Annotated in this window: 20 protein-coding genes; 13 read left to right on the plus strand and 7 right to left on the minus strand. The window is 70.3% G+C overall.

Annotation, left to right across the window (positions count from 1 at the left end; genetic code table 11):
• Positions 1-20 precede the first annotated feature (20 nt).
• Positions 21-818 carry a hypothetical protein gene (locus tag QSK18_RS23910; RefSeq protein ID WP_232813645.1) on the plus strand — a complete coding sequence of 266 codons (798 nt, stop codon included), beginning with the start codon at positions 21-23 and terminating at the stop codon, positions 816-818.
• A gap of 80 nt (positions 819-898) precedes the next feature.
• Here the strand turns inward: QSK18_RS23910 and QSK18_RS23915 are convergent, their stop codons facing one another.
• On the minus strand, positions 899-2047 hold the full coding sequence (locus QSK18_RS23915; RefSeq protein WP_352396632.1) for an acetyl-CoA C-acetyltransferase: 1149 nt from the start codon (positions 2045-2047) through the stop codon (positions 899-901).
• A gap of 228 nt (positions 2048-2275) precedes the next feature.
• Here QSK18_RS23915 and QSK18_RS23920 point away from each other — a divergent pair, with 228 nt between their 5' ends.
• The 5 genes from QSK18_RS23920 (at position 2276) to QSK18_RS23940 (ending at position 7069) form a co-directional block, all read left to right on the plus strand.
• The gene (locus tag QSK18_RS23920) at positions 2276-3097 is read left to right on the plus strand and encodes an Fpg/Nei family DNA glycosylase (RefSeq protein WP_352396633.1); all 822 of its coding nucleotides are present in this window, start codon (positions 2276-2278) and stop codon (positions 3095-3097) included.
• A gap of 71 nt (positions 3098-3168) precedes the next feature.
• Positions 3169-3618 (plus strand): methylmalonyl-CoA epimerase, encoded by a 450-nt coding sequence (gene mce, locus QSK18_RS23925; protein WP_232813642.1) that lies wholly within the window; start codon positions 3169-3171, stop codon positions 3616-3618.
• 357 nt (positions 3619-3975) lie between these two features.
• Positions 3976-5238, plus strand: a complete 1263-nt coding sequence (locus QSK18_RS23930; protein WP_232813641.1) for a coiled-coil domain-containing protein — start codon at positions 3976-3978, stop codon at positions 5236-5238.
• 116 nt (positions 5239-5354) lie between these two features.
• Positions 5355-6707 carry an AI-2E family transporter gene (locus QSK18_RS23935; protein ID WP_232813640.1) on the plus strand — a complete coding sequence of 451 codons (1353 nt, stop codon included), beginning with the start codon at positions 5355-5357 and terminating at the stop codon, positions 6705-6707.
• Positions 6704-7069, plus strand: coding sequence for a DUF952 domain-containing protein (locus QSK18_RS23940; RefSeq protein WP_232813639.1), 366 nt, complete (start codon positions 6704-6706; stop codon positions 7067-7069). Before QSK18_RS23935 ends, QSK18_RS23940 begins: the two co-directional genes overlap by 4 nt.
• Here QSK18_RS23940 and QSK18_RS23945 read toward each other — a convergent pair.
• On the minus strand, positions 7061-7633 hold the full coding sequence (locus tag QSK18_RS23945) for a SigE family RNA polymerase sigma factor (protein WP_232813638.1): 573 nt from the start codon (positions 7631-7633) through the stop codon (positions 7061-7063). The genes QSK18_RS23940 and QSK18_RS23945 overlap by 9 nt on opposite strands.
• A gap of 590 nt (positions 7634-8223) precedes the next feature.
• On the opposite strand from QSK18_RS23945, the gene QSK18_RS23950 reads away from it, so the two are divergent.
• Positions 8224-9909, plus strand: coding sequence for a S8 family peptidase (locus QSK18_RS23950; RefSeq protein WP_232813637.1), 1686 nt, complete (start codon positions 8224-8226; stop codon positions 9907-9909).
• Positions 9910-9985: 76 nt separating this feature from the next.
• Here QSK18_RS23950 and QSK18_RS23955 read toward each other — a convergent pair whose 3' ends face one another.
• Genes QSK18_RS23955 through QSK18_RS23965 form a run of 3 tightly spaced genes read right to left on the minus strand, consistent with a single transcriptional unit; the run spans position 9986 to position 12068 of the window.
• On the minus strand, positions 9986-10648 hold the full coding sequence (locus QSK18_RS23955) for a hypothetical protein (protein WP_285623565.1): 663 nt from the start codon (positions 10646-10648) through the stop codon (positions 9986-9988).
• Positions 10645-11682, minus strand: a complete 1038-nt coding sequence (locus QSK18_RS23960) for a hypothetical protein (RefSeq protein WP_285623567.1) — start codon at positions 11680-11682, stop codon at positions 10645-10647. Before QSK18_RS23960 ends, QSK18_RS23955 begins: the two co-directional genes overlap by 4 nt.
• The gene (locus tag QSK18_RS23965; protein ID WP_232813634.1) at positions 11682-12068 is read right to left on the minus strand and encodes a PadR family transcriptional regulator; all 387 of its coding nucleotides are present in this window, start codon (positions 12066-12068) and stop codon (positions 11682-11684) included. The genes QSK18_RS23960 and QSK18_RS23965 overlap by 1 nt, the downstream gene beginning before the upstream one ends.
• A 192-nt stretch (positions 12069-12260) precedes the next feature.
• On the opposite strand from QSK18_RS23965, the gene nucS reads away from it, so the two are divergent.
• Both nucS and QSK18_RS23975 read left to right on the plus strand, forming a co-directional pair.
• Entirely contained in the window at positions 12261-12956 is a 696-nt protein-coding gene (gene nucS / locus QSK18_RS23970) for an endonuclease NucS (RefSeq protein WP_232813633.1), read from the plus strand.
• A 2-nt stretch (positions 12957-12958) separates the two neighbouring features.
• On the plus strand, positions 12959-14074 hold the full coding sequence (locus tag QSK18_RS23975) for a quinone-dependent dihydroorotate dehydrogenase (protein WP_352396634.1): 1116 nt from the start codon (positions 12959-12961) through the stop codon (positions 14072-14074).
• Between the two features lie 53 nt (positions 14075-14127).
• Here the strand turns inward: QSK18_RS23975 and QSK18_RS23980 are convergent, their stop codons facing one another.
• Both QSK18_RS23980 and QSK18_RS23985 read right to left on the minus strand, forming a co-directional pair.
• Entirely contained in the window at positions 14128-14442 is a 315-nt protein-coding gene (locus tag QSK18_RS23980; RefSeq protein WP_232813631.1) for a type II toxin-antitoxin system PemK/MazF family toxin, read from the minus strand.
• A gap of 21 nt (positions 14443-14463) precedes the next feature.
• A complete protein-coding gene (locus tag QSK18_RS23985; protein WP_285623572.1) occupies positions 14464-14772 on the minus strand; it encodes a hypothetical protein in 309 nt (102 codons plus the stop codon).
• A gap of 177 nt (positions 14773-14949) precedes the next feature.
• On the opposite strand from QSK18_RS23985, the gene QSK18_RS23990 reads away from it, so the two are divergent.
• The 4 genes from QSK18_RS23990 (at position 14950) to QSK18_RS24005 (ending at position 19732) form a co-directional block, all read left to right on the plus strand.
• Positions 14950-15879 carry an FAD-dependent oxidoreductase gene (locus QSK18_RS23990; RefSeq protein ID WP_285623575.1) on the plus strand — a complete coding sequence of 310 codons (930 nt, stop codon included), beginning with the start codon at positions 14950-14952 and terminating at the stop codon, positions 15877-15879.
• Positions 15880-15971: 92 nt separating this feature from the next.
• On the plus strand, positions 15972-16349 hold the full coding sequence (locus tag QSK18_RS23995; RefSeq protein WP_232813628.1) for a YciI family protein: 378 nt from the start codon (positions 15972-15974) through the stop codon (positions 16347-16349).
• A complete protein-coding gene (locus QSK18_RS24000) occupies positions 16346-17530 on the plus strand; it encodes an RNA polymerase sigma factor (RefSeq protein WP_285623580.1) in 1185 nt (394 codons plus the stop codon). Before QSK18_RS23995 ends, QSK18_RS24000 begins: the two co-directional genes overlap by 4 nt.
• Before the next feature lie 375 nt (positions 17531-17905).
• A complete protein-coding gene (locus tag QSK18_RS24005) occupies positions 17906-19732 on the plus strand; it encodes a DUF1800 domain-containing protein (protein ID WP_232813626.1) in 1827 nt (608 codons plus the stop codon).
• Position 19733 lies beyond the last annotated feature (1 nt).

Raw genomic sequence — 19733 nt, forward strand, 5'->3', positions numbered from 1 at the left:
CTGAGGGGCAGAGGCTTCGGATGGCACTTCGATTCAATCCCGCGCCGGGCTGGCCGCCGCCGCCCGAGGGCTGGGAGCCACCGGAAGACTGGCAGCCCGATCCGCAGTGGCCGGCGGCTCCCGAGGGCTGGACCTTCTGGGTGCCCGAAGAGACACCGGCCAACCCCCCGGAGAAGCCGGCGGAGTCCGGGACGCCGGCCATCTACTGGTCCACCCCGGAGCCGCCGCACACCTGGACACCGGTCCCGGGGCACACCGCAGAACCCCAAGAAGCACACCACCAGCCACCGCCCGGCCCGCAGGTCCCGTCCACGCAGGCCGGCCAGCCCTTCTTCCCGAGCCTGACCGGTGACCCGAGTATCTGGCCGAACCGGTCGCCGGTCCGGGGATTCCAGCGCAGCCAGGTGGTTGCGCTGGTGGCCACGCTGGCCGTGGCGCTGGGCTCGGTCATCCCGTTCGTCAGCTACGAAGAGCCCTCGTTCCTGCGCACCTGGCAGATCCCTACGGGCGCGCTGGCGTTGTCCTTCCTCTTCGGTGCGGCGCTCACCGCCCTGGTCGTGCTCACCCGCCGGGCCGGGCTGCGCACCGCGGCCTGCCTGAGCCTGCTGGTTCTGGCCCTGCTCGGGTTCTGCGCCTACCTGATCTTCACCGTGCTGGGGCTCACCAGCGGCATCGAGACGACGGCCACGTTCCACGGCGGCGTCTTCCCGGGTACGCAGACGGTGCACTGGTCACCCGGGATCGGCATCGTGCTGTGCATCGTGGGCACCGCGGTCACCGCCGTGCAGTCGGTCCTGATCCTCCGCGACCCGAGCTGACCCGAGCCGACCCGGACCAGCCCTCCCAGCAGGCCCACAGACGTCCTCAAACCAAACTGCGCAACCCCCGCCCGCGAGCGCTACGGAGCCACCCGCAGAATCAGCGCGTCACCCTGGCCGCCCCCGCCGCAAAGGGCCGCCGCCCCGATTCCTCCACCTCGGCGCTTCAGCTCCAGAGCGAGGTGAAGCACCACCCGCGCCCCTGACATCCCGATCGGATGCCCCGTGGCGATCGCTCCCCCGTTCACGTTCACCTTCTCGGGGGCGATTCCCAGCTCCTTGGTGGAGGCCAGGCCGACCGCCGCAAAGGCCTCGTTGATCTCCACCAGATCCAGGTCGGACACCTCGAGCCCCTCCCGGGCCAGCGCCTTACGGATGGCGTTGGCCGGCTGCGACTGCAGCGAGGAGTCGGGCCCGGCGACCTGGCCGTGCGCCCCGATCTCGGCGATCCAGGTCAGGCCCAGTTCCTCGGCCTTGGCCCGGGACATCACCACCACCGCGGCCGCCCCGTCGGAGATCGGCGAGGCCGAGCCCGCGGTGATCGTGCCGTCTTTGCGGAACGCCGGGCGCAGGCGCGCGAGCTGCTCCAGCGACGTGTCCGGGCGCACCCCCTCGTCGGTGGCGAAGACCAGCGGGTCACCCTTGCGCTGCGGGATCGACACCGGAACGATCTCGTCGTCGAACACGCCGTTCTTGGCCGCCAGCGCCGCCTTCTGGTGCGAGGCCACCGCGAACGCGTCCATCTCGGCGCGGCTGAACGCCCGGTCGTCGACGTTGGCCGCCTCGGTCAGGGCCCCCATCGCCTGATCCGTCCAGGCGTCGTACAGACCGTCCAGGTCCATGTGGTCCTTCATCAGCACGTCGCCGTACTTGAAGCCCTCGCGGCTGCCGACCAGCAGGTGCGGGGCCCGCGTCATCGACTCCATCCCGCCGGCCACCACGATCTCGACCTCGCCGGCGCGGATCAGTGCGTCGGCGGTGGCGATTGCGTTCAGCCCGGAAAGGCACAGCTTGTTGATCGTGATCGCCGGCACCGTCATCGGGATGCCGGCCTTGGCCGCGGCGATCCGGGCGGGGCCCTGGCCGACCCCGGCCTGCAGCACCTGCCCCATGATCACGTAGTCGACCGCGGCCGGGTCGACGTGGGCCTTCTCCAGCGCACCACGGATCGCCACGGCCCCGAGCTCCGGCGCCGCGAAGTCGCGCAGCGACCCCAGCAACCGGCCCATGGGGGTACGGGCCCCCGCAACAATGACGGACGTCGGGCGTACGTTCTGGTCGGTCACGGCATCCTCGCTCGACTCGACTCCCACAAACCGGGGCTGCGTCCCCAACTTAACAACCGCGGGCCGGAAGGGAATCCACCGCTGTCGCCGACCGGTTGAAAGACCTGCAAGCGCTTCCACGAATGCACCGGCACTGCACTCAGCAGCCGGCTTCACCCACCGGAGAACACCCTGCCCGAAGGTCACACCATCCACCGGCTCGCCCGTGATCTGGACGAGCTCTTCACCGGCTCCGTCGTGCGCGCCAGCGCTCTGCAGGACAAGTTCGCGGTCGGGGTCGCGATGCTCGACGGCAGCACGGTTACCAGCACCGACGCCTGGGGTAAGCACCTTTTCGCGCAGGTGGCCCCGGCCGGCGAACGGCCGAAGGTCTGGCTGCACGTCCATCTCGGCCTCTACGGCAAGTTCCCACACGGCAGGGGGCCGGCGCCGGCCCCCTGGGGCCAACTGCGGTTACGGCTGGAGAGCGAGCAGGGGTGGACCGACCTGCGTGGGGCTACCGCCTGCGAGCTTTTGGACGAGGTGGCGCGGCAGCAGGTCATCGGCCGCCTGGGTGCCGATCCGCTTCGGCGACGAGTCGATCCGGACCAGCCGCTGGCCCGGATCGCCAGGTCGCGCACGCCGATCGGCGCGCTGCTGATGGACCAGGCGGTGGTGGCCGGGATCGGCAACGTCTACCGGGCCGAGATCCTGTTCCGGCACGGCATCGATCCGCACCGCCCGGGTCACGACGTCACCCCCGAGCAGTGGCGGGAACTGTGGGCCGACCTGCAGGTGCTCATGCGCGCCGGGGTACGCAGCGGCAAGATCGTGACCACCCGGCCGGAAGACCGCCCCCGCGGTCGGCGCACCGCCTCGACCGTCCGGCGCGAAGACTCGCACTACGTCTACCGGCGGGCCGGCGAACCCTGCCGCACCTGCGGCACCCCGGTGGCCACGGAGGCGATGGTGGCGCGCAATCTGTTCTGGTGCCCGAAGTGCCAGCCGGAGTGAACGGCAGGCCCGGTGGCACAGCTCACCGCACTCCCCCTCCGGATCCGGAACAGCACGCCTACGCTGGCCGTATGACCGAGGTGACCACCCCCATCGCCGGGCAGCTCTTCACCACCATCGACCACGTCGGGGTCGCGGTGCCGGACCTCGACGCCGCCGTCGCCTACTACCGCGACGTGCTCGGGATGCGCGAGACGCACCGCGAGGTCAACGAGGAGCAGGGGGTGGCCGAGGCGATGATGGCCGTCGGCGATTCCGGCGTCTGCGTGCAGCTTCTCGCCCCGTTGGACGAGACTTCGACGATCGCGAAGTTCATCGGGCGTTCCGGCCCGGGCCTGCAGCAGATCGCCTACCGGGTGCAGGATCTCGACGAGGTCTGCGCGACGCTGCGCCGCCGCGGTGCCCGCCTGCTGTACGACGAGCCGAAGCGGGGCACGGCGAACAGCCGGGTCAACTTCATCCATCCGAAGAGTGCCGGCGGCGTGCTGGTCGAGCTGGTCGAGCCCGCTGCTGGTCACTGAGCAGTAGGCCTGCGGTGGGCCGCGGTCACGGCCGCGGTTACGGCCGCGTCAAGATCCGGTCACGGCGATCGCTTTCCGTGGATGACCTTGAAACACACCGTAGGATCACTCTTCGCGGACCACGCCCTCGACTCCATCGACCAAGGCGGCGACGACGCTTGCGGCCATCTTCGGCAAAGGCACGGTCGGAGTACCCTGCCTGACACCGGGTGATGACTCGGCGTTCGCGGTGCGGCGAAGCGCGGGCGGGCACACCAGCAAACTCGAGGTTCAGGAACGTCTAGGCCCGGGCGGCGGGCCGTCAGGGAGGACTGAGTAGTGGCCGGCGAACAGAGCCCCCATGGATTCCAGATCGTCATGCGTGGTTTCGACCGCGCGCAGGTGGAGGAACGCATTGCCTCCCTGGAGTCCTCCCTGCGTGATGCCAGAGCCCGCGTCGAGGAGCTCGACACCCGGGCGCTGAAACTCTCCGGCGAGGTGGCCGAGGCCCACCGTCAGCTGCGGGAGGTGGAGCGGCCCTCGTACAGCGGTCTGGGCTCGCGCATCGAGCAGCTGCTGCGGCTGGCCGAGGAGCAGGCCAGCGACGTGATCGCGGCGGCCACCAAGGAGGCCGAGGAGACCGTGGCCCAGGCCCGGGTGGAGGCCGCCCAGCACCGCACGGCCGCCCAGAACGAGGCCGCCGAGACCACCGCCACCGCCCAGCGGGAGACCGCCGAGCTGCGCCGCACGGCCGGCAGCGAGGCCGAGGACATCGTCGCCACGGCGACCCGCAAGTCCGACGAGATGCTGGCCGTCGCCGAGCGCGAGGCGTCGAAGCTGAAGTCGGTCACCGAGCACGAGACCTCGGAGAAGCGCACCACGGTCGACCGTGAGCTGGCCCGGCTGCGGGCCACCGCCGAGCGGGAGGTCACCGAACTGCGGGCGGCCACCAAGCGGGAGACCGACGAGGCCCGCGGGCACGCCAAGCGCGACGCCGAGGAGCTGCGCTCCACCGCCAAGCGCGAGTCCGAGGAGATGCGCGCGGCCGCCACGGCGACCCTGGAGCAGGCCCGCGACCGGGCCGAGCAGATGAGCACCGACCTGGAGGTCAAGCTGGCCGCCCGCCGCGAGGAGGCGGAGCGGCTCGACGCCGAGCGGCACGAGCAGGCCGTGGCCCAGGCCACCCAGCTGGTGGCCGAGGCCGAGCAGCGGGCGGCGGCCGCCGAGACCCGGGCCGGGAAGGCCGTGGCCCAGGCCGAGGCGGTCCGGCGCGACGCCGACGAGCACGCCAAGACGCTGGTCGGCAACGCCCGGCGCAACGCCGACCAGGTGATGGCCGAGGCCCGGGCGCACGCCGACAAGGTGCTGTCCGAGGCCAAGGGCGAGGCCGACCGCAACCGCCGGGCCGCGCAGCGTCAGGTCGACGAGCTGATCCGTCAGCGCGACAGCATCACCGGTCACCTCGACCAGCTGCGGGCGCTGCTGGGCAACACCATGCCGATGAACGCCGGCGCGCTGGACAAGGTGGCCCAGGCCGCCTCGCACAACCCGCAGGACGAGCCGGCCGGTGAGCAGGGCCAGGACGGCGAGCAGCGCACGATCGTGCTGCCGGACGCGGCTCCGGCGGGCTCCAAGCGGTAGAAGATCACTCACCGAAACGCCGCCCGGTCCAGTACCGGGCGGCGTTTCCGCGTTTGGGTGAGAATGCTCGGGCCCATCAAGATCACGCCCGCAGTCCACGGAACGGAGACCTCGCGGTGCCAGAGCAGCCGGAGCCCGAAGAGAAGTCCACCCTCGGGGCCGAGCCCCCGGCTTCGGAGCCCGCACCGGTGGCCGGTCCCACCCCGCAGCACCCGGCCGGCGAGCCGGTCGACACCGAACCGGCCAACACCGCGCCGGACAACGCCGAGCTGGCCAACGCTGAACCGGTCAAGGTCGAGCCGGTCAAGCGTTCGGGGGTGAACGCACCGCAGACCCGCCCGGCCGGGGGACGGCCGTCCCGGGGAGAGAGCAAGGCCGAGTACCGCCGGCGCACCCAGGGCAACCCGCGCTACGGCCGCCCCGGACCGCCGATCAACCGGAACGGGCCGTTCTACTTCGGTTTCGTGGCCACCATCGGCGGTCTGCTGGCCTGGCAGCTGATGAAGATCGTCACCGACCTGTCGCAGACCATCACCCTGGTGGTGATCGCCGTGTTCCTGGCCGTCGGCCTGGACCCGCTGGTGCGCTTCCTGCAGCGGCGCGGGCTGAGCCGGAACTCGTCGGTGGGCATCGTCTGCATCGCCGTGCTGAGCCTGTTCGGCGGCTTCGCCGCGATCGTCATCCCGGACATGGTCGACCAGGCCACCGAGCTGATCGACTCGGCGCCGGACCAGATCGACAACCTGACCAAGACCCCCTGGATCAACGAGCTGAACGCCGAGTACGGCGTGATCGACAACCTGAGCCAGCAGATCCGCGACCGGGCCAGCAGCGGCGACACCGTGATGCAGGTGTTCGGCGGGGTGCTCGGCGCCGGCCGGGCCGTGCTGTCCGGTCTGGCCAGCACCTTCACCGTGCTGATCCTGACGCTGTACTTCCTGGCCTCGCTGAACTCGATCGCCGAGGCCGGCTACCGGCTGGTGCCGCGCTCGCGCCGCGACCGGGTGCGCCGGCTGGGTGACGAGATCCTGCGGCGGATCGGCGGTTACGTGGCCGGGCAGGTGGCGGTGGCCACGATCAACGCGGTCGCCAGCTTCGTGATGATGACCGTGCTGGGCATCCCCTACGCCGCGGTGCTGGCCTTCGTGGTCGGCCTCCTCGGCCTGATCCCCCTGGTCGGCGCCACGATCGGGGCGGTCATCGTGATCATCGTCGGGCTGTTCCAGTCGCTGCAGGTGGCGATCGTCGTCGGCGTCTACTACCTGATCTACCAGCAGGTGGAGAACTATCTGATCGCCCCGCGGATCATGTCCCGCACGGTGGCCGTACCCGGGGCCGTGGCGCTGATCGCGGCGTTCGGCGGCGGGGCGCTGCTGGGGGTCCTCGGGGCCCTGATCGCCATCCCGATCGCCGCTGCGATCCTGCTGATCATCCAGGAAGTCGTCATCCCGCGTCAGGAGAGAGCATGACCCGCGTACTGCACATCGCCCTGGCCGAGGACTGGGCCCAGGCCCGGACCGCAGGCCGCTACGAGATCTCCACCCGGGGCGTCACGCTGGCGCAGGAGGGGTTCATCCACTGCTCCACCCCGGCCCAGGCCGAGGGGGTGCTGAAGACCTTCTACGGCGACCTGCCCACCGAGCAGCTGCGCCTGCTGGTGGTCGACCAGGAACTGTGCGCCCAGCAGGGCACGCCGATGCAGTGGGACGAGGTGCCCGGCGCCGAACGGCCCTTCCCGCACTTCTACGGCCCGATCCCGGTCTCTGCGGTGGTGGCCGTGCTGGAGTTCACCGGGCCGGAACTGCCCGACGTGAGCGGCTTCCTAGACTGAGGGCACCTCGGACAGCATGTCCCGCAGCTTCGCCAGGCCGCGGTGCGCGTTGCTGCGCACCGTGACCTCGGAACACTTCAGCAGCACGGCGATCTCGCTGTCGGGCAGCCCCTCGTAGTGCCGCAGCACCAGCACCGCCCGCTGCTTGGCCGGGAGCCGGCGGAGCAGGGCGATCAGCTGGTCGCGCTCGGCCCGGTTCTGGGCGCCGTCGGCCGAGGGGGTGTCCAGCACCAGCACCGAGTCGGTGGCCCGCTCGCGCCGGGCGGCCCGCCGGAACCACGAGGTGCAGGCGTTGACCACCATGCGGCGCACGTAGGCGTCCACGTCGTGCGCGGCGCTCACCCGGGACCACTGCAGCAGGGCCCGGCCCAGCACGTCCTGCACCACGTCCTCGGCCAGGTAGGGGTCGCGCAGCAGACCGCGGGCCAGGCGCACCAGGGCGGGCCCGCGGGTGGCCACGAACTCCTCGAAGACCAGCGGCGCGGGCATCGCGTGCTCGACCACCGGGCCGGCGGCAGGGCCGAGGCCGGCATCGTCTGCCGAAGCGTCGACAGGCTGCTGCACGACCACATTCCCCTCGCAGATCTCACCGATGACCGGCCCGACGCCGGCGCCCCCCAGGGACCGGCTCCCACACGCCGCGTCCCGCACAATCGGGCGCCAGCCTAACCGGATCGGACGACAGTCTGTGTACAGAGCTGGTCTCGAACAGGGATTCGTTCGGCACTTATCGGGCACGAATAACAGTGAGTGACCAGTTGTCGGTGAAGCCGTCACACCCCGGAGCCGGGCTCGTCCGGCTCACCTCTACAGAGTCCGGGGACCCGGAGCTGATACATCCCGGACATCTTCGGCGCCCGATCGGTCCCTACCGTGATCACCCCACCACGTCCGGTCAGAACCCTCCTCACCGACCGTCCACCGACGGTTACCCACGTCAGAACACGTCTCTCGTCACAAAATTGTTCGCCATTGTTCAGTCCGCGCGAAAGAACCTGTATAAAACATGCCGGTATGTGAACTGCTTTGCCGCTTTTGATCCATTCCGATGGATCTTCCTCAGCAGCCACGTCCGAGGCACCGCCGGTACTTCAGCAGCATCCAGCTCGTCCGTTCCACCCCGCGCACTCCCCCGCGACGAAGGGACCGAATCGATGCGACAACTGGGCGTCTATCTGGTGACGGCGATCACTGCCGTCGCCGGAACCGCACTGGTGGCCTCCACCCCGGCCGCGGCCGCTCCGGCGCCCGTGGCCCAGAAGGCCGCGGCGACCGACTACATCGTTCTGCAGGAGGCCGGCGGCACCCTGGCCGCCAAGGCCGCGGTCGAGAAGGCCGGCGGCACGGTGGTCTCCGAGAACGCCGCGCTCGGCTACGTGGTCGCGCGCAGCGACAAGGCCGGTTTCCAGAGTGCGGTGAACGCCGACGCCTCGGTGCTGGGGGCCGCCCCCGACGAGGTGATCGGCCGGGCGCCCAAGGCGAAGAAGGCCGACGCCGCGAAGATCGAGCTGCTGCGGGCCCAGTCCGGCGCGCAGGGGGGCACCGCCAAGGGCGGCGGCAAGACCTCCAGCAGCGAGCCGCTGGCCGACCTGCAGTGGGACATGAAGCAGATCGACGCCACCCCCAAGGGGTCCTACGGCAAGCAGCCCGGCAGCAAGAAGGTCCTGGTCGGGATCATCGACACCGGCGTCGACGGCAGCCACCCGGACATCGCGCCGAACTTCGACAAGAAGCGCTCGCGCAACTTCGTCACCGACATCCCCGAGATCGACGGGGCGTGCGAGGTGGCCGACTGCAAGGACCCGGCCGACGTCGACGACGACGGCCACGGCACCCACGTCGCCAGCACGATCGGCTCCCCGGTCAACGGCCTCGGCATCGCCGGTGTCGCCCCGGAGGTCACCCTGGTGAACATCCGGGCCGGTCAGGACTCGGGCTACTTCTTCCTGCAGGCCACGCTCGACGCGCTCACCTACGCCGGCGACATCGGCGTGGACGTGGTCAACATGAGCTACTACGTCGACCCGTGGCTCTACAACTGCACGAACAACCCGGCCGACACGCCGGAGCAGCAGAAGCAGCAGCAGGTCGCCCGCACCGCGGTGCAGCGGGCCGTCGACTACGCCCGCCACAAGGGCGTGCTGCCGGTCGCGGCCGAGGGCAACGAGAACCACGACCTGACCAAGTCCCGCACCGACGCCACCTCGCCGAACTACCCCGAGGGCCAGGCCCACACCCGCACCGTCGACGCCTCGTGCCTGAACGTCCCGGCGCAGAGCAAGGGCGTGGTCACGGTCAGCTCCACCGGCCCGAGCAAGCGCAAGGCCTACTACTCCAGCTACGGGGTGACCGACGTGGCCGCCCCCGGTGGTGACGTGTACGACACCCCCGACCAGAAGCGGAACTTCGGCGCCGGCATCCTCGCCGCCTACCCGAAGCACCTGGCCGTGCTGAACGGTGACATCGACGCGAACGGCGAACCGACCAACGCCGCCGTGGTGAAGTCCTGCAAGGGCAAGGTCTGCGGGTACTACCAGTACCTGCAGGGCACCTCGATGGCCTCGCCGCACGCCGCGGGCGTGGCCGCCCTGATCGTCAGCGAGTACGGCAAGAAGGACCGCAGCGGTCTGGGCCTGAGCCCGGCCAAGACCGAGGCCAAGCTGCTGAAGTCGGCGGTCGAGACGCCGTGCCCGACCCCGGCCACCGTGCAGTACACCCGGATCCTCCCGGACGGCACGGTCGCGCAGAGCACCTCCACCTGTGAGGGCCCGAAGCACGACAACGGCTTCTACGGTCACGGCATCGTCAATGCCAAGGCCGCGGTGACCGGAAGGCTCTAACTGCAAGGGCACCACGAACTGAGGACGTCGGTGGGCACCCATGGTGCCCACCGGCGTCCTCAGTTGTTGATCGGGTTTACCAGGCCCAGTACACGCTGACCGGGAGAACCAACAGCACTACCGCGACCAGCCAGACGTTGAACACGACCAGTGCGGCCCCGGCCAGCGCTGGCAGCCGACGGCGGCCGAGCTCGACGCTCAGCACCAGCAGACCGAGCATGGCCAGCCAGGTGAGTGGGCTGTGCGGCAGCCCCAGGTCCTTGCCCAGCGGCTCGTGAATGCTCTGGGCGCCGAGCTGGGAGATGTACCAGTAGGCCAGGAAAGCGCGAAAAGCCCACCAGGACGGGCGGACCGCGCGCAGGAAGTCCCGCAGCCCGGGCCACCAGCGGCGGTCGGCCAGGGCCGCACCGAACTGGTACCGGACGTCTTCCCGGATCACGTCGAAGGCCCGCGACAGACCACGCGCGAACGTCCAGGAACGACCGCGGGGCAGGCGGATGCGCGGACGGCGGCCCAGCCCGGCGGCGCTGCGCAACTCGGCGGCATACGTCGCCGGCAGGCCGAACATGTCCACCGCGGTGGTCGGCTGGTCCTGCTGCACGGCCATCGTCTCGGTCAGGTCGGCGGCCAGGCCCTCGGTGAGCTCGGCCACCGCGTCGGCCGGCAGGTCGGCCAGTTCGGCCCGCACGGCGTCGACGTAATCTCCTACGGCGTCGGTCTTCTGCGCGATGGTGCTCATGGCGCCTCATCCCCCGGGATCGGCTCGGTGTCGGGCAGTGTGTTGGGCACGGTCGGCGGCGTGACCGGGTACTGCATGCGGCTGGGAGCGGTGGCGTCGCGCAGGTTGCGCAGTACCGGATTGCCGAAGCCGTCGTCCTCGGCGTTCAGAGTCTCCTTGAGCGGGTAGACGTTGTAGCGCAACTGCTCGTCGGCGGTCTGGGCCGGAGCCACCTGGATCTGGTTGTTGAACTCCCCCTCGTACCAGAGCTTCTCCGAAGGAACGAGCGGCCGCCCCTGGTCGTCGAACAACTGCACGTCTTTCAGCAGATTGCCCTCGGCGTCGTAGGGGAAGATGTTGCGCACCAGCTCGCCGTTGTTGAGAACGCCCTCGTTGGAGGACACTTCGACGTAGCCCGCCATAGTCTCGCTCTCGCTGTCAACGGGCTGAGCCCAGGACAGCAGTGAGGCGACCCCGAGGAACAGGGCGATCCCGGTGGCCAGATTGGCTGCCCGGGTCAGACGGATGCTGATCCGGTTGCGCAGGGCCAGGTTCCGGCGGCCGACCTCAATGCTGGCGATCATCAGCACCAGGCACAGCAGCCAGCCCGCGATCCCTTCCGGCGCCCAGCTCTCCACCCCGCTGACCACCTGGATCAGCTGATACACCACGTATCCGCGTAGAGCCCACCACAACGGCAGGCAGGTGACGCCGAACGCCCGCACGTCCGGACCGATCGGCTGGGCATCGAGCCAGGTGACGAAAGCCTGCTTGCGGCGGTCGATCTCAGCCAGCAAGCTGAACCGGCGCGGCGACGGCTTGGGCTCGTCGACCCGGGCCGGCAGCCCGGCCGCCGCTCGCAGCTCCGCCGCATAGACCTCGGGCCGGCCGAACAGTTCGTCGGGCAGGGCCGTGCTCTCGGCCAGTGCGTCGGCCAGGTCGGCCTCCAGCCCGCCGGTCAGCTCCTCGATCTCCTCCGGCTCCAGATCACTCAGAGCCTCGCGCACCGCGGCCACGTACTGCACCGGGCCGGGCGCCTCGACCACCGCGCTCATCAGTTCCCCTCCGAAGCGTTCGCCCACCGGCGGCCGGCCAGGGGCACCGTCTTGCCCGACGAACTGCCCGGCTCGGCCAGGAGCGCGGTCATCGTGTCGGCGAATCCGGCCCAGGTCTGCCGCTGGGCGCCGAGTTCCTCACGCCCGCGCGGCGTGATGCCGTAGTACTTGCGGTGCGGGCCCTCGTCCGAGGGCACCACGTACGAGGTCAGCGAGCCCCCGGCGTAGAGCCGGCGCAGCGTGCCGTAGACCGAGGCGTCGCCCACGCCCTCCAGCCCGGCCGTGCGCAACCGGCGGACCACGTCGTAGCCGTACCCGTCCTCCTGCGCGACCACGGCGAGCACGGCCACGTCGAGCACCCCCTTGAGCAACTGCGTCGTGTCCATCCCTCTCCTCAGCCCGTGATCCGCGAACCGGCCCCTGCCCACTGCCGCGGCACAGAAGGTACCGCGCATTGCGCAGTAGTGTCCACGATGCAGGAGCGGATGTCGGCCGGCCCAGCTGAGCCGGCCGGTCCGGCCCGCGCGGGATGCCCGGTTGCCGACGTCCGGTCCGGGTTCCAGCTACGCTCGTCCACCGTGCGTCTGGTTATCGCTCGTTGTTCCGTTGACTATGCCGGGCGGCTGACCGCCCACCTTCCGCTCGCCACCCGTCTGCTGATGGTGAAGGCCGACGGCAGTGTGCTGGTGCATTCCGACGGCGGCTCGTACAAGCCGCTGAACTGGATGAGCCCGCCCGCCAAGCTCTCGGTCGCCACCCCCGACGAGACGGCCGCCGAGGCCGGGGTGGTCGAGGTCTGGACGGTGCAGAGCGCGAAGACCGACGACCGGCTGATCGTGAACCTGCACGAGGTGCTGCACGACAGCACGCACGAGCTGGGCGTCGACCCGGGCCTGGTCAAGGACGGGGTCGAGGCGCACCTGCAGAAGCTGCTGGCCGAGCAGGTGGAGCGCTTGGGCGAGGGCTGGTCGCTGGTCCGGCGCGAGTACATGACCGCGATCGGCCCGGTCGACCTGCTGGTGCGGGACTCCGGCGGGGCCTCGGTGGCGGTCGAGATCAAGCGGCGCGGCGAGATCGACGGGGTCGAGCAGCTCACCCGCTACCTCGAGCTGATGAACCGCGACCCGCTGCTCTCCCCGGTCAGCGGCGTCTACGCCGCCCAGGAGATCAAGCCCCAGGCCCGGGTCCTCGCCGAGGACCGCGGGATCCGCTGCGTGATCCTCGACTACGACGAGATGCGCGGCCTGGACGATGTGGAGACCCGGCTTTTCTGATGCTGTACCGACTTGTCTTCAAGCACCTGCTGGTCCGGGTCCCGGCCGAGACCGCGCACCACGGCGCCTTCGCCCTGATCCGCCTGCTCGAGCGCGTCCCGGCGCTGCGCACCCAGTTCGAGAAGCTGCTCGCCCCGGGCGACGAGGTGCTGCGCACCCGGGCCCTCGGCCTGGACTTCCCCGGCCCGCTCGGCCTGGCCGCCGGCTTCGACAAGGACGCGCTGGCCCCCGACGCGCTGGCCGCGATGGGCTTCGGCTTCGTCGAGATCGGCACGCTCACCGGCCGTCCCCAGCCCGGCAACCCCAAGCCCCGGCTGTTCCGGCTGCCCGCCGACCGGGCCCTGGTCAACCGGATGGGCTTCAACAACCACGGTTCCACCGCAGCCGCGGTCCGGCTGAAGAGCCGTCAGGGGCACGCCCTGGTCGGCGCCAACATCGGCAAGTCCAAGGTGGTCGGCCCGGCCGACGCGATCGAGGACTACGTGGCCAGCGCCGCCCGGCTCGGCCCGGTGGCCGACTACCTGGTGGTCAACGTCAGTTCGCCGAACACCCCCGGGCTGCGCGACCTGCAGGCGGTGGCCTCGCTGGGCCCGCTGCTGAGCGCGGTTCGGCGCACTCTCGATGCATCCGCCCCGGCCGGGCGGGGAACCGGTACCCGGCGGGTGCCGCTGCTGGTGAAGATCGCCCCCGACCTTTCCGACGAGGACGTGGACGCGGTCGCCGACCTGGCCCTGGAACTCGGCCTGGACGGCATCATCGCGACCAACACGACCATCTCCCGGGCCGGCCTGAACACCCCAGCCGACCAGGTGGAGGCGCTCGGTGCGGGCGGCCTGTCCGGTCCGCCAGTGGCCGAGCGCGCGCTGGAGGTGCTGCGCCGGCTGCGCGCCCGGGTCGGCGACGACATGGTCCTGATCGCGGCCGGCGGCATCATGACCGGCGACGAGGCCTACGAGCGCATCCGGGCCGGGGCCACGCTGGTGCAGGCGTACACCGGATTCATCTACGGCGGGCTGCTCTGGCCCCGTCAGGTGCAGCGGCGGATCGCGGAAAGGCTTCGCGCCGACGGGTTCTCGTCGGTGAACGAGGCCGTGGGAGCCGACACAAAGGCGGGCTGACCGACGTCCTCGATCTGTGGACGTAAGCCAGCTCGCCGACCGACGAAGGCGGCTCAGAGGCTCATAGCGATCCTCAGGCCGTCTTCCACATCTCGCATCGTCGGTGCCGTCAGCACACCCATGTGCCGCTTCAGCTCGTCGTGGAACAGTTGGACCAGGTCGTCGCACAACGCCCAGCCGACCAGAGGATCGTGAGCAGACAGTGGCACGACCGTAGGCGCCGCCGCTTGTTTGTCGGTGGTCGTGATGCGCACCGCCAGAACCGTGTCCAGGTTCCCGTTGCGGTGGTTGTTCGACACGACCAACCACGGCTTGTCGCCGTGCCCCACATCAGCCATGTAGACGTGGTTGCGGATGGGCTTGAGCAAAGTTCCCCCGAAAGTGACGGATCAGTCGTCGGTGCTGGAGCGCCGCCGGCGCGCACGCAGAGCCTGCTGGTAGCTGATGGTGTCGGCGTCCTCCTGACGCTGGGCGGCCATGTCGACGTACGCCTGCTCGAGCACGGCCTCGTCGAGAGCCTTCACCCCGAGCTGCACGAGCGCGGTGAGGGTGGTGGCTTCCGACTTCGCGGCCGAATGACCGGCCAGATGGGTGAGGGCGTAGTTGTAGGTGGAGCCCGGGGTACGGGCGGCCTCGACAGCGTGGATCAGGTTCTCGTCGAGGGGCACGTTCTTGCGGATAGGTGCGGTCGGGCTCATGAGTCAGATAGTGACCCAGAATGTGAGTCACTTCAACCTGAGTAGGCCGGACGGTGAGGACCCCAGCCGTCCCGGCGCAACGGAGGGCACCCTGGCCTCCCCAGACGTTTTCTGCCTAGACCCGAATGGTGGACGTCAGGTAGCACGCTGACACCCGGTCACGGCACCATCCCTCTTATGGCTGCACGGATCACCGTCATCGGCGCGGGTGTCATCGGCTTGTCCTGCGCGGTCCGGCTGGCCGAGGCGGGTCACGCGGTCGACGTGATGGCCCGGGAGATGCCGCTGGAGACCACCTCGGCCGTGGCCGGGGGACTGTGGCAGCCGTTCCTGGCCGAGCCCGCCGACCTGGTGGCCGGCTGGGCGCAGGCCACCTATCACGCACTGTCCCGGCTGGCCCAGGAAGACGAGACGGGCGTGGTGCTGCGGCCGGGGTACATCGTCGGGCTTTCCGAGCGGCCGACCTGGGCCGACGGGCTGCCTGTCGACCTGACCTACGTGAATCATCCGCACCCCCGACACCGCGGCGGTTGGCACCTCACCGTGCCGATGGTCGACATGACCGTCTACCTGCCGTATCTCGTCGCCCGCCTGCAGGCCGCGGGCGGCACGCTGACCCGGATGCCCCTGAGCGCCCTGCCGGCCCGGGGCCTGGTGGTCAACTGCACGGGGCTGGCCAGCCGGGCTCTGGCGGCCGACCCGAGCGTCTACCCGGTGCGCGGTCAGGTGCTGCGGATGTCCAACCCGGGCATCACCGAATGGTGGGCCGACGACACCGACCCAGACGTGCTCACCTACGTCCTGCCCCACGCCCGGCACGTGGTCGTCGGGGGTACGGCCCAGGTGAACGACTTCGAGACCACCCCCGACCAGGCGCTGGCCGCGCAGATCCTCGAGCGGGCGAAGGAACTGGTGCCGGCGCTCGAGCGGGCCACCGTGCTCGCCCACCGGGTCGGTCTGCGGCCGGCCCGGCCCGCGGTCCGGCTGGAGACGGTACGAGGCGCCGAGGGCACCACGATTCACTGTTACGGCCACGGCGGCAGCGGGGTCACGCTTTCCTGGGGTTGTGCCGACGATGTGCTGGCCCAGGTCTCCGCACTGACGTAGAAAACTTCCCGAGGGCTGTCGATCGGCCCGGTCCTGGCTCGTCATCACTGCGAACCAGACCTGCCCGTGCGACGACGAAGGGAAAGAACGTCATGCGCTACACGCTTCTCATGCACGTCTCCGAAGAGGCCGCCCAGGTGCTCCCGCCCGAGGTGATGGAAGCGGGCCGGCAGGCGATGCGCAGCTACGCCGCCACCCTCCAGGCCGCCGGGGTACTGATCGCCGCCGAAGTGCTCCAGCCCTCGTCCGCCACCACCACGATCCGGGTGGTGGACGGGTCGCTGCAGGTGCAGGACGGCCCGTTCGCCGACACCAAGGATCAGCTGGCCGGAACCATCGTGATCGATGTGGCCGACCTGGATGCGGCGATCGCCTGGGCCCGGGAAGCGCCGCAGGCGCAGTGGGGGTCGGTGGAGATCCGGCCGGGAGCCGTGCACACGGTGGCCGGAGTCTGGACGCCCAACACGTGAGCGAGGAGGCGCGGGCGGCGGCCGAGCATGCCGCCCGCTCCTCCTACGGCCGGTTGGTAGCGCTTCTGGCCGCCCCCACCGGGGATCTCGCGCTGGCCGAGGATGCCTTGGCCGGGGCCTTCGAGGCGGCGCTGCGCCACTGGCCCGCTCAGGGAGTGCCGGACAACCCGGAGGGCTGGCTCCTGACCGTGGCCCGCAACCGGCAGCGCGATGTCTGGAAGTCGGCCGCAGCCCGTACCTCGGCGCCGATCGACGAGGGGGACGCCGCGTACGACCCCTTGGCTGACCACGACCCCCTGGCCATCGGCGAGCGCCGCCTCGAACTGCTCTTCGTCTGCGCCCACCCGGCCATCGACCCGGCCGCCCGTACCCCGCTGATGCTGCAGGTGGTAATGGGTTTCGAGGCGGCCGAGATCGCCCGGGCGTTCGCTGTGCCGTCGTCCACCATGGCCCAGCGGCTGGTACGGGCCAAGCGCCGGATCAAGAACACCCGCATCCCGTTCTCCGTGCCGGACCGCCGGGTGCTGCCGGAACGCCTGACCGCCGTGCTGGAAGCGGTCTACGGATGCGCCGCGATCAGCACCAGCGCCGGCGAGGCGCGGTACTTGGCCGTGACGCTGGCGGCGCTGCTCGAAGACGAGGCCGAAGCTTGGGCGCTGGCCGCGCTCACCACCCTTACCCTGGCCCGTTCTCGTTCCCGCACCGGCACTTTCGTGCCCCTGGAACAGCAGAACCCGGCCGAGTGGGACTCGCAACTACTTGATGAAGGGGAAGCGCTACTGCGCAGGGCACGGCCGTCCGGCCCGCCGGGACGCTTTCAGTTGGAGGCCGCCATCCAGGCGGTGCATGTCGACCGCCGGCGCACCGGAAGCACCGACTGGGCCGCGCTGAACATTCTGTACACGGCACTTCTGGCGGTGGCCCCCGGGCTCGGCGCCAAGGTTGCGGCGGCGGTAGTCACAGGACGGCTGCACGGCCCCGAGGCGGGCCTGGCTCAGCTGCCCGCGTCGGGAGTAGAGACTTTTCAGCCCTACTGGGCGGCCCGGGCGGATCTGCTCGCGCGGGCCGGGCGGGAGGCCACCGAGGCGTACCGCCGAGCGGCCGATCTGGCCGAACTGGCCGGCGACGAGAACGGGGCGCAGTTCCTGCGTTCCCGGCCGACGCCGGGTTCCGGATCGTAGCCTCACCGCAAGGCCGCCGAACACAGCGTCACCCAGCCACAGCAGGGCGCAAGATTCGTGCGGTCGCCGCTCACCCTCGTCATTAATTTTTCCGGCTCCTGCGGCCCTCCAGCACCAAGAAAATACGCACTTTCATTAACTCGGCTTAAGGTTTTCACAGGGTTGCCGAGGGCTTCGCATTCTGCGTTGAGTGCTTCTTGACGCTGGTTTGACTTAACCCGTAACCGCGCGCTCACCAGCACATTTCCGCGGCTCAACCCCCTTAGTCGGATGCCGCTGGTCAATGGTTGCCCCACTTGGCGAAAAACTTGTAAGTTTCCTGCGACTTCACACGATGCCCCGTCCCCCGGGCGCGGTTGCAGGAGGAATACACGGATGACAGAGGGCTTTCCGCCGGCTGGTGAGAACACCGGTGACCAGGCGGGCCAAAAGGTCTCCGCGGAGAATTCGTCCGCACCCCTCACCCGCCCCCGGCGCACGAGTGCACCGGCGCGTCCACTGGTCGCGGCCGGCGTCTCGCGGCGCAGCATGCTGGTCAGCGGGGCCACCGCCGTGGCGGCGGCGGGCGGCACCGGCTACCTGCTGATGCGGGGCGGGGGCAGCGGCAGCGCCACGGCCGCCGCCACCCTGACCACCGAGCAGGCCGTCGCCGGCAGCGCGAGCACCGGCGCGGGCCTGACCACGAGTGCGGGCACCGGCGCCGCGGTCTCCTCGTCCGGCGCCTCGGCGACCGTGCTGCACGGTTCGTCCAAGGCCGCCACGCTCACCGGTACCACCGGTGCGGCCGCCGCCGCCAAGAAGAAGATCAAGGTCGACGCCGACCTGCTGATCGGCCGGGCCACCTACGGGCGCACCGTGGCCAGCGACCGCTCGATCGAGCGCCTCGGCGCCTCGGCCTGGCTGGAGCGCCAGCTGCGGCCGGCCAAGATCAAGGACCCGAAGGGCCAGGCCGTCGACGCCCAGTTCCCGGACCTGCGCTGGAGCATCGCGCAGACCCGCAGCGGCCTGAAGGTCGGCGCCTGGGACGTGATGATGGACGTCTGCGCCAATCACCTGGGCCGGGCGCTGTTCTCCAGCCGCGAGCTGTACGAGGTGATGGTCGACTTCTGGTCCAACCACCTGAACATCGCCTGCCCGAGCAGCGACGTCTGGGACACCCGGCACCGCTACCAGATCGACGTGGTCCGCAAGCACGCCCTCGGCTCGTTCGAGGACCTGTTGCTGGCCAGCGCCTTTCACCCGGCGATGCTGACCTTCCTCGACGCGGCCAACTCGACCAAGGACGCGCCGAACGAGAACTACGCCCGTGAGCTGCTCGAGCTGCACACGGTCGGGGTGAACGGCGGCTACACCGAGAAGGACATCCAGCGCTCGGCCCTGCTGCTGACCGGCTGGACGTTCTGGGACGGCAAGCGCAAGTACGAGCCGCAGCGCCACTACACCGGCCGGATCAAGGCCTACGGTTTCAGCATCGCCAACGCCGACGCAGCGAAAGGTCAGGTGGCGCAGCGCAAGTACCTGCGTTATCTGGCCCGGCACCCGAAGACGGCCCGCAACATCGCCACCAAGCTGGCCACCCACTTCGTCTCCGACAGCCCGCCCAAGTCGCTGGTGACCAGCCTGGCCAAGGTGTACACGAAGAACGACACGGCGATCGTTCCGGTGCTGCGCGCGCTGTTCAGCTCGCCGGAGTTCGCCGCCTCCAGCGGTGAGAAGATCCGCCGGCCGATGGAGCAGGTGGTGGCCAGCGCCCGGGCGATCGGGGTGAAGAACGGCTCGAACGGCAAGGCCCTGCTGGACCTGTACTACGTGGTCAAGGACGCCGGGCACGGTCCGCTGGGCTGGTCGATGCCGAACGGCTACGCCGACCGGGCGGCCTCCTGGCAGTCGCCGGCCGGGGCGCTGCAGGTGTTCAACTCCACCACCGCCATGGTGCACGGCTGGTGGCCGAGCAAGATGTCGCTGCCCGGGCCGGAGAAGCTGCTGGGCAAGAAGCCGACCACGCGCGCCGGGGTGATCACCGCGGTGGGCAAGAAGATCTTCGGCCGCAACCCGACCAAGCGCGAGCGCTCGGCCGCGGTCACCCTGCTGAACGGCACCAAGCTGCCCAAGACGTTCAACGCCAACTCCTGGGAGCAGCACGAGACGATCGCGCTGACCGCGACGCTCTTCCTGTCCGCCCCGGCCCACCTCTCGGTCTGAT

It is taken from the genome of Kineosporia sp. NBRC 101677 (genome assembly GCF_030269265.1).
GTDB classification, from domain to species: Bacteria; Actinomycetota; Actinomycetes; order Actinomycetales; family Kineosporiaceae; genus Kineosporia; species Kineosporia rhizophila.

Coding starts and splice junctions, on each gene's coding strand:
- QSK18_RS23910 (WP_232813645.1), top strand. CDS start 21: ATGGCACTTCGATTCAATCCCGCGCCGGGCTGGCCGCCGCCGCCCGAG.
- QSK18_RS23915 (WP_352396632.1), bottom strand. CDS start 2,047: ATGGGCCGGTTGCTGGGGTCGCTGCGCGACTTCGCGGCGCCGGAGCTC.
- mce (WP_232813642.1), top strand. CDS start 3,169: ATGACCGAGGTGACCACCCCCATCGCCGGGCAGCTCTTCACCACCATC.
- QSK18_RS23930 (WP_232813641.1), top strand. CDS start 3,976: ATGCGTGGTTTCGACCGCGCGCAGGTGGAGGAACGCATTGCCTCCCTG.
- QSK18_RS23940 (WP_232813639.1), top strand. CDS start 6,704: ATGACCCGCGTACTGCACATCGCCCTGGCCGAGGACTGGGCCCAGGCC.
- QSK18_RS23950 (WP_232813637.1), top strand. CDS start 8,224: ATGCGACAACTGGGCGTCTATCTGGTGACGGCGATCACTGCCGTCGCC.
- QSK18_RS23955 (WP_285623565.1), bottom strand. CDS start 10,648: ATGAGCACCATCGCGCAGAAGACCGACGCCGTAGGAGATTACGTCGAC.
- QSK18_RS23960 (WP_285623567.1), bottom strand. CDS start 11,682: ATGAGCGCGGTGGTCGAGGCGCCCGGCCCGGTGCAGTACGTGGCCGCG.
- QSK18_RS23965 (WP_232813634.1), bottom strand. CDS start 12,068: ATGGACACGACGCAGTTGCTCAAGGGGGTGCTCGACGTGGCCGTGCTC.
- QSK18_RS23985 (WP_285623572.1), bottom strand. CDS start 14,772: ATGAGCCCGACCGCACCTATCCGCAAGAACGTGCCCCTCGACGAGAAC.
- QSK18_RS23990 (WP_285623575.1), top strand. CDS start 14,950: ATGGCTGCACGGATCACCGTCATCGGCGCGGGTGTCATCGGCTTGTCC.
- QSK18_RS23995 (WP_232813628.1), top strand. CDS start 15,972: ATGCGCTACACGCTTCTCATGCACGTCTCCGAAGAGGCCGCCCAGGTG.
- QSK18_RS24005 (WP_232813626.1), top strand. CDS start 17,906: ATGACAGAGGGCTTTCCGCCGGCTGGTGAGAACACCGGTGACCAGGCG.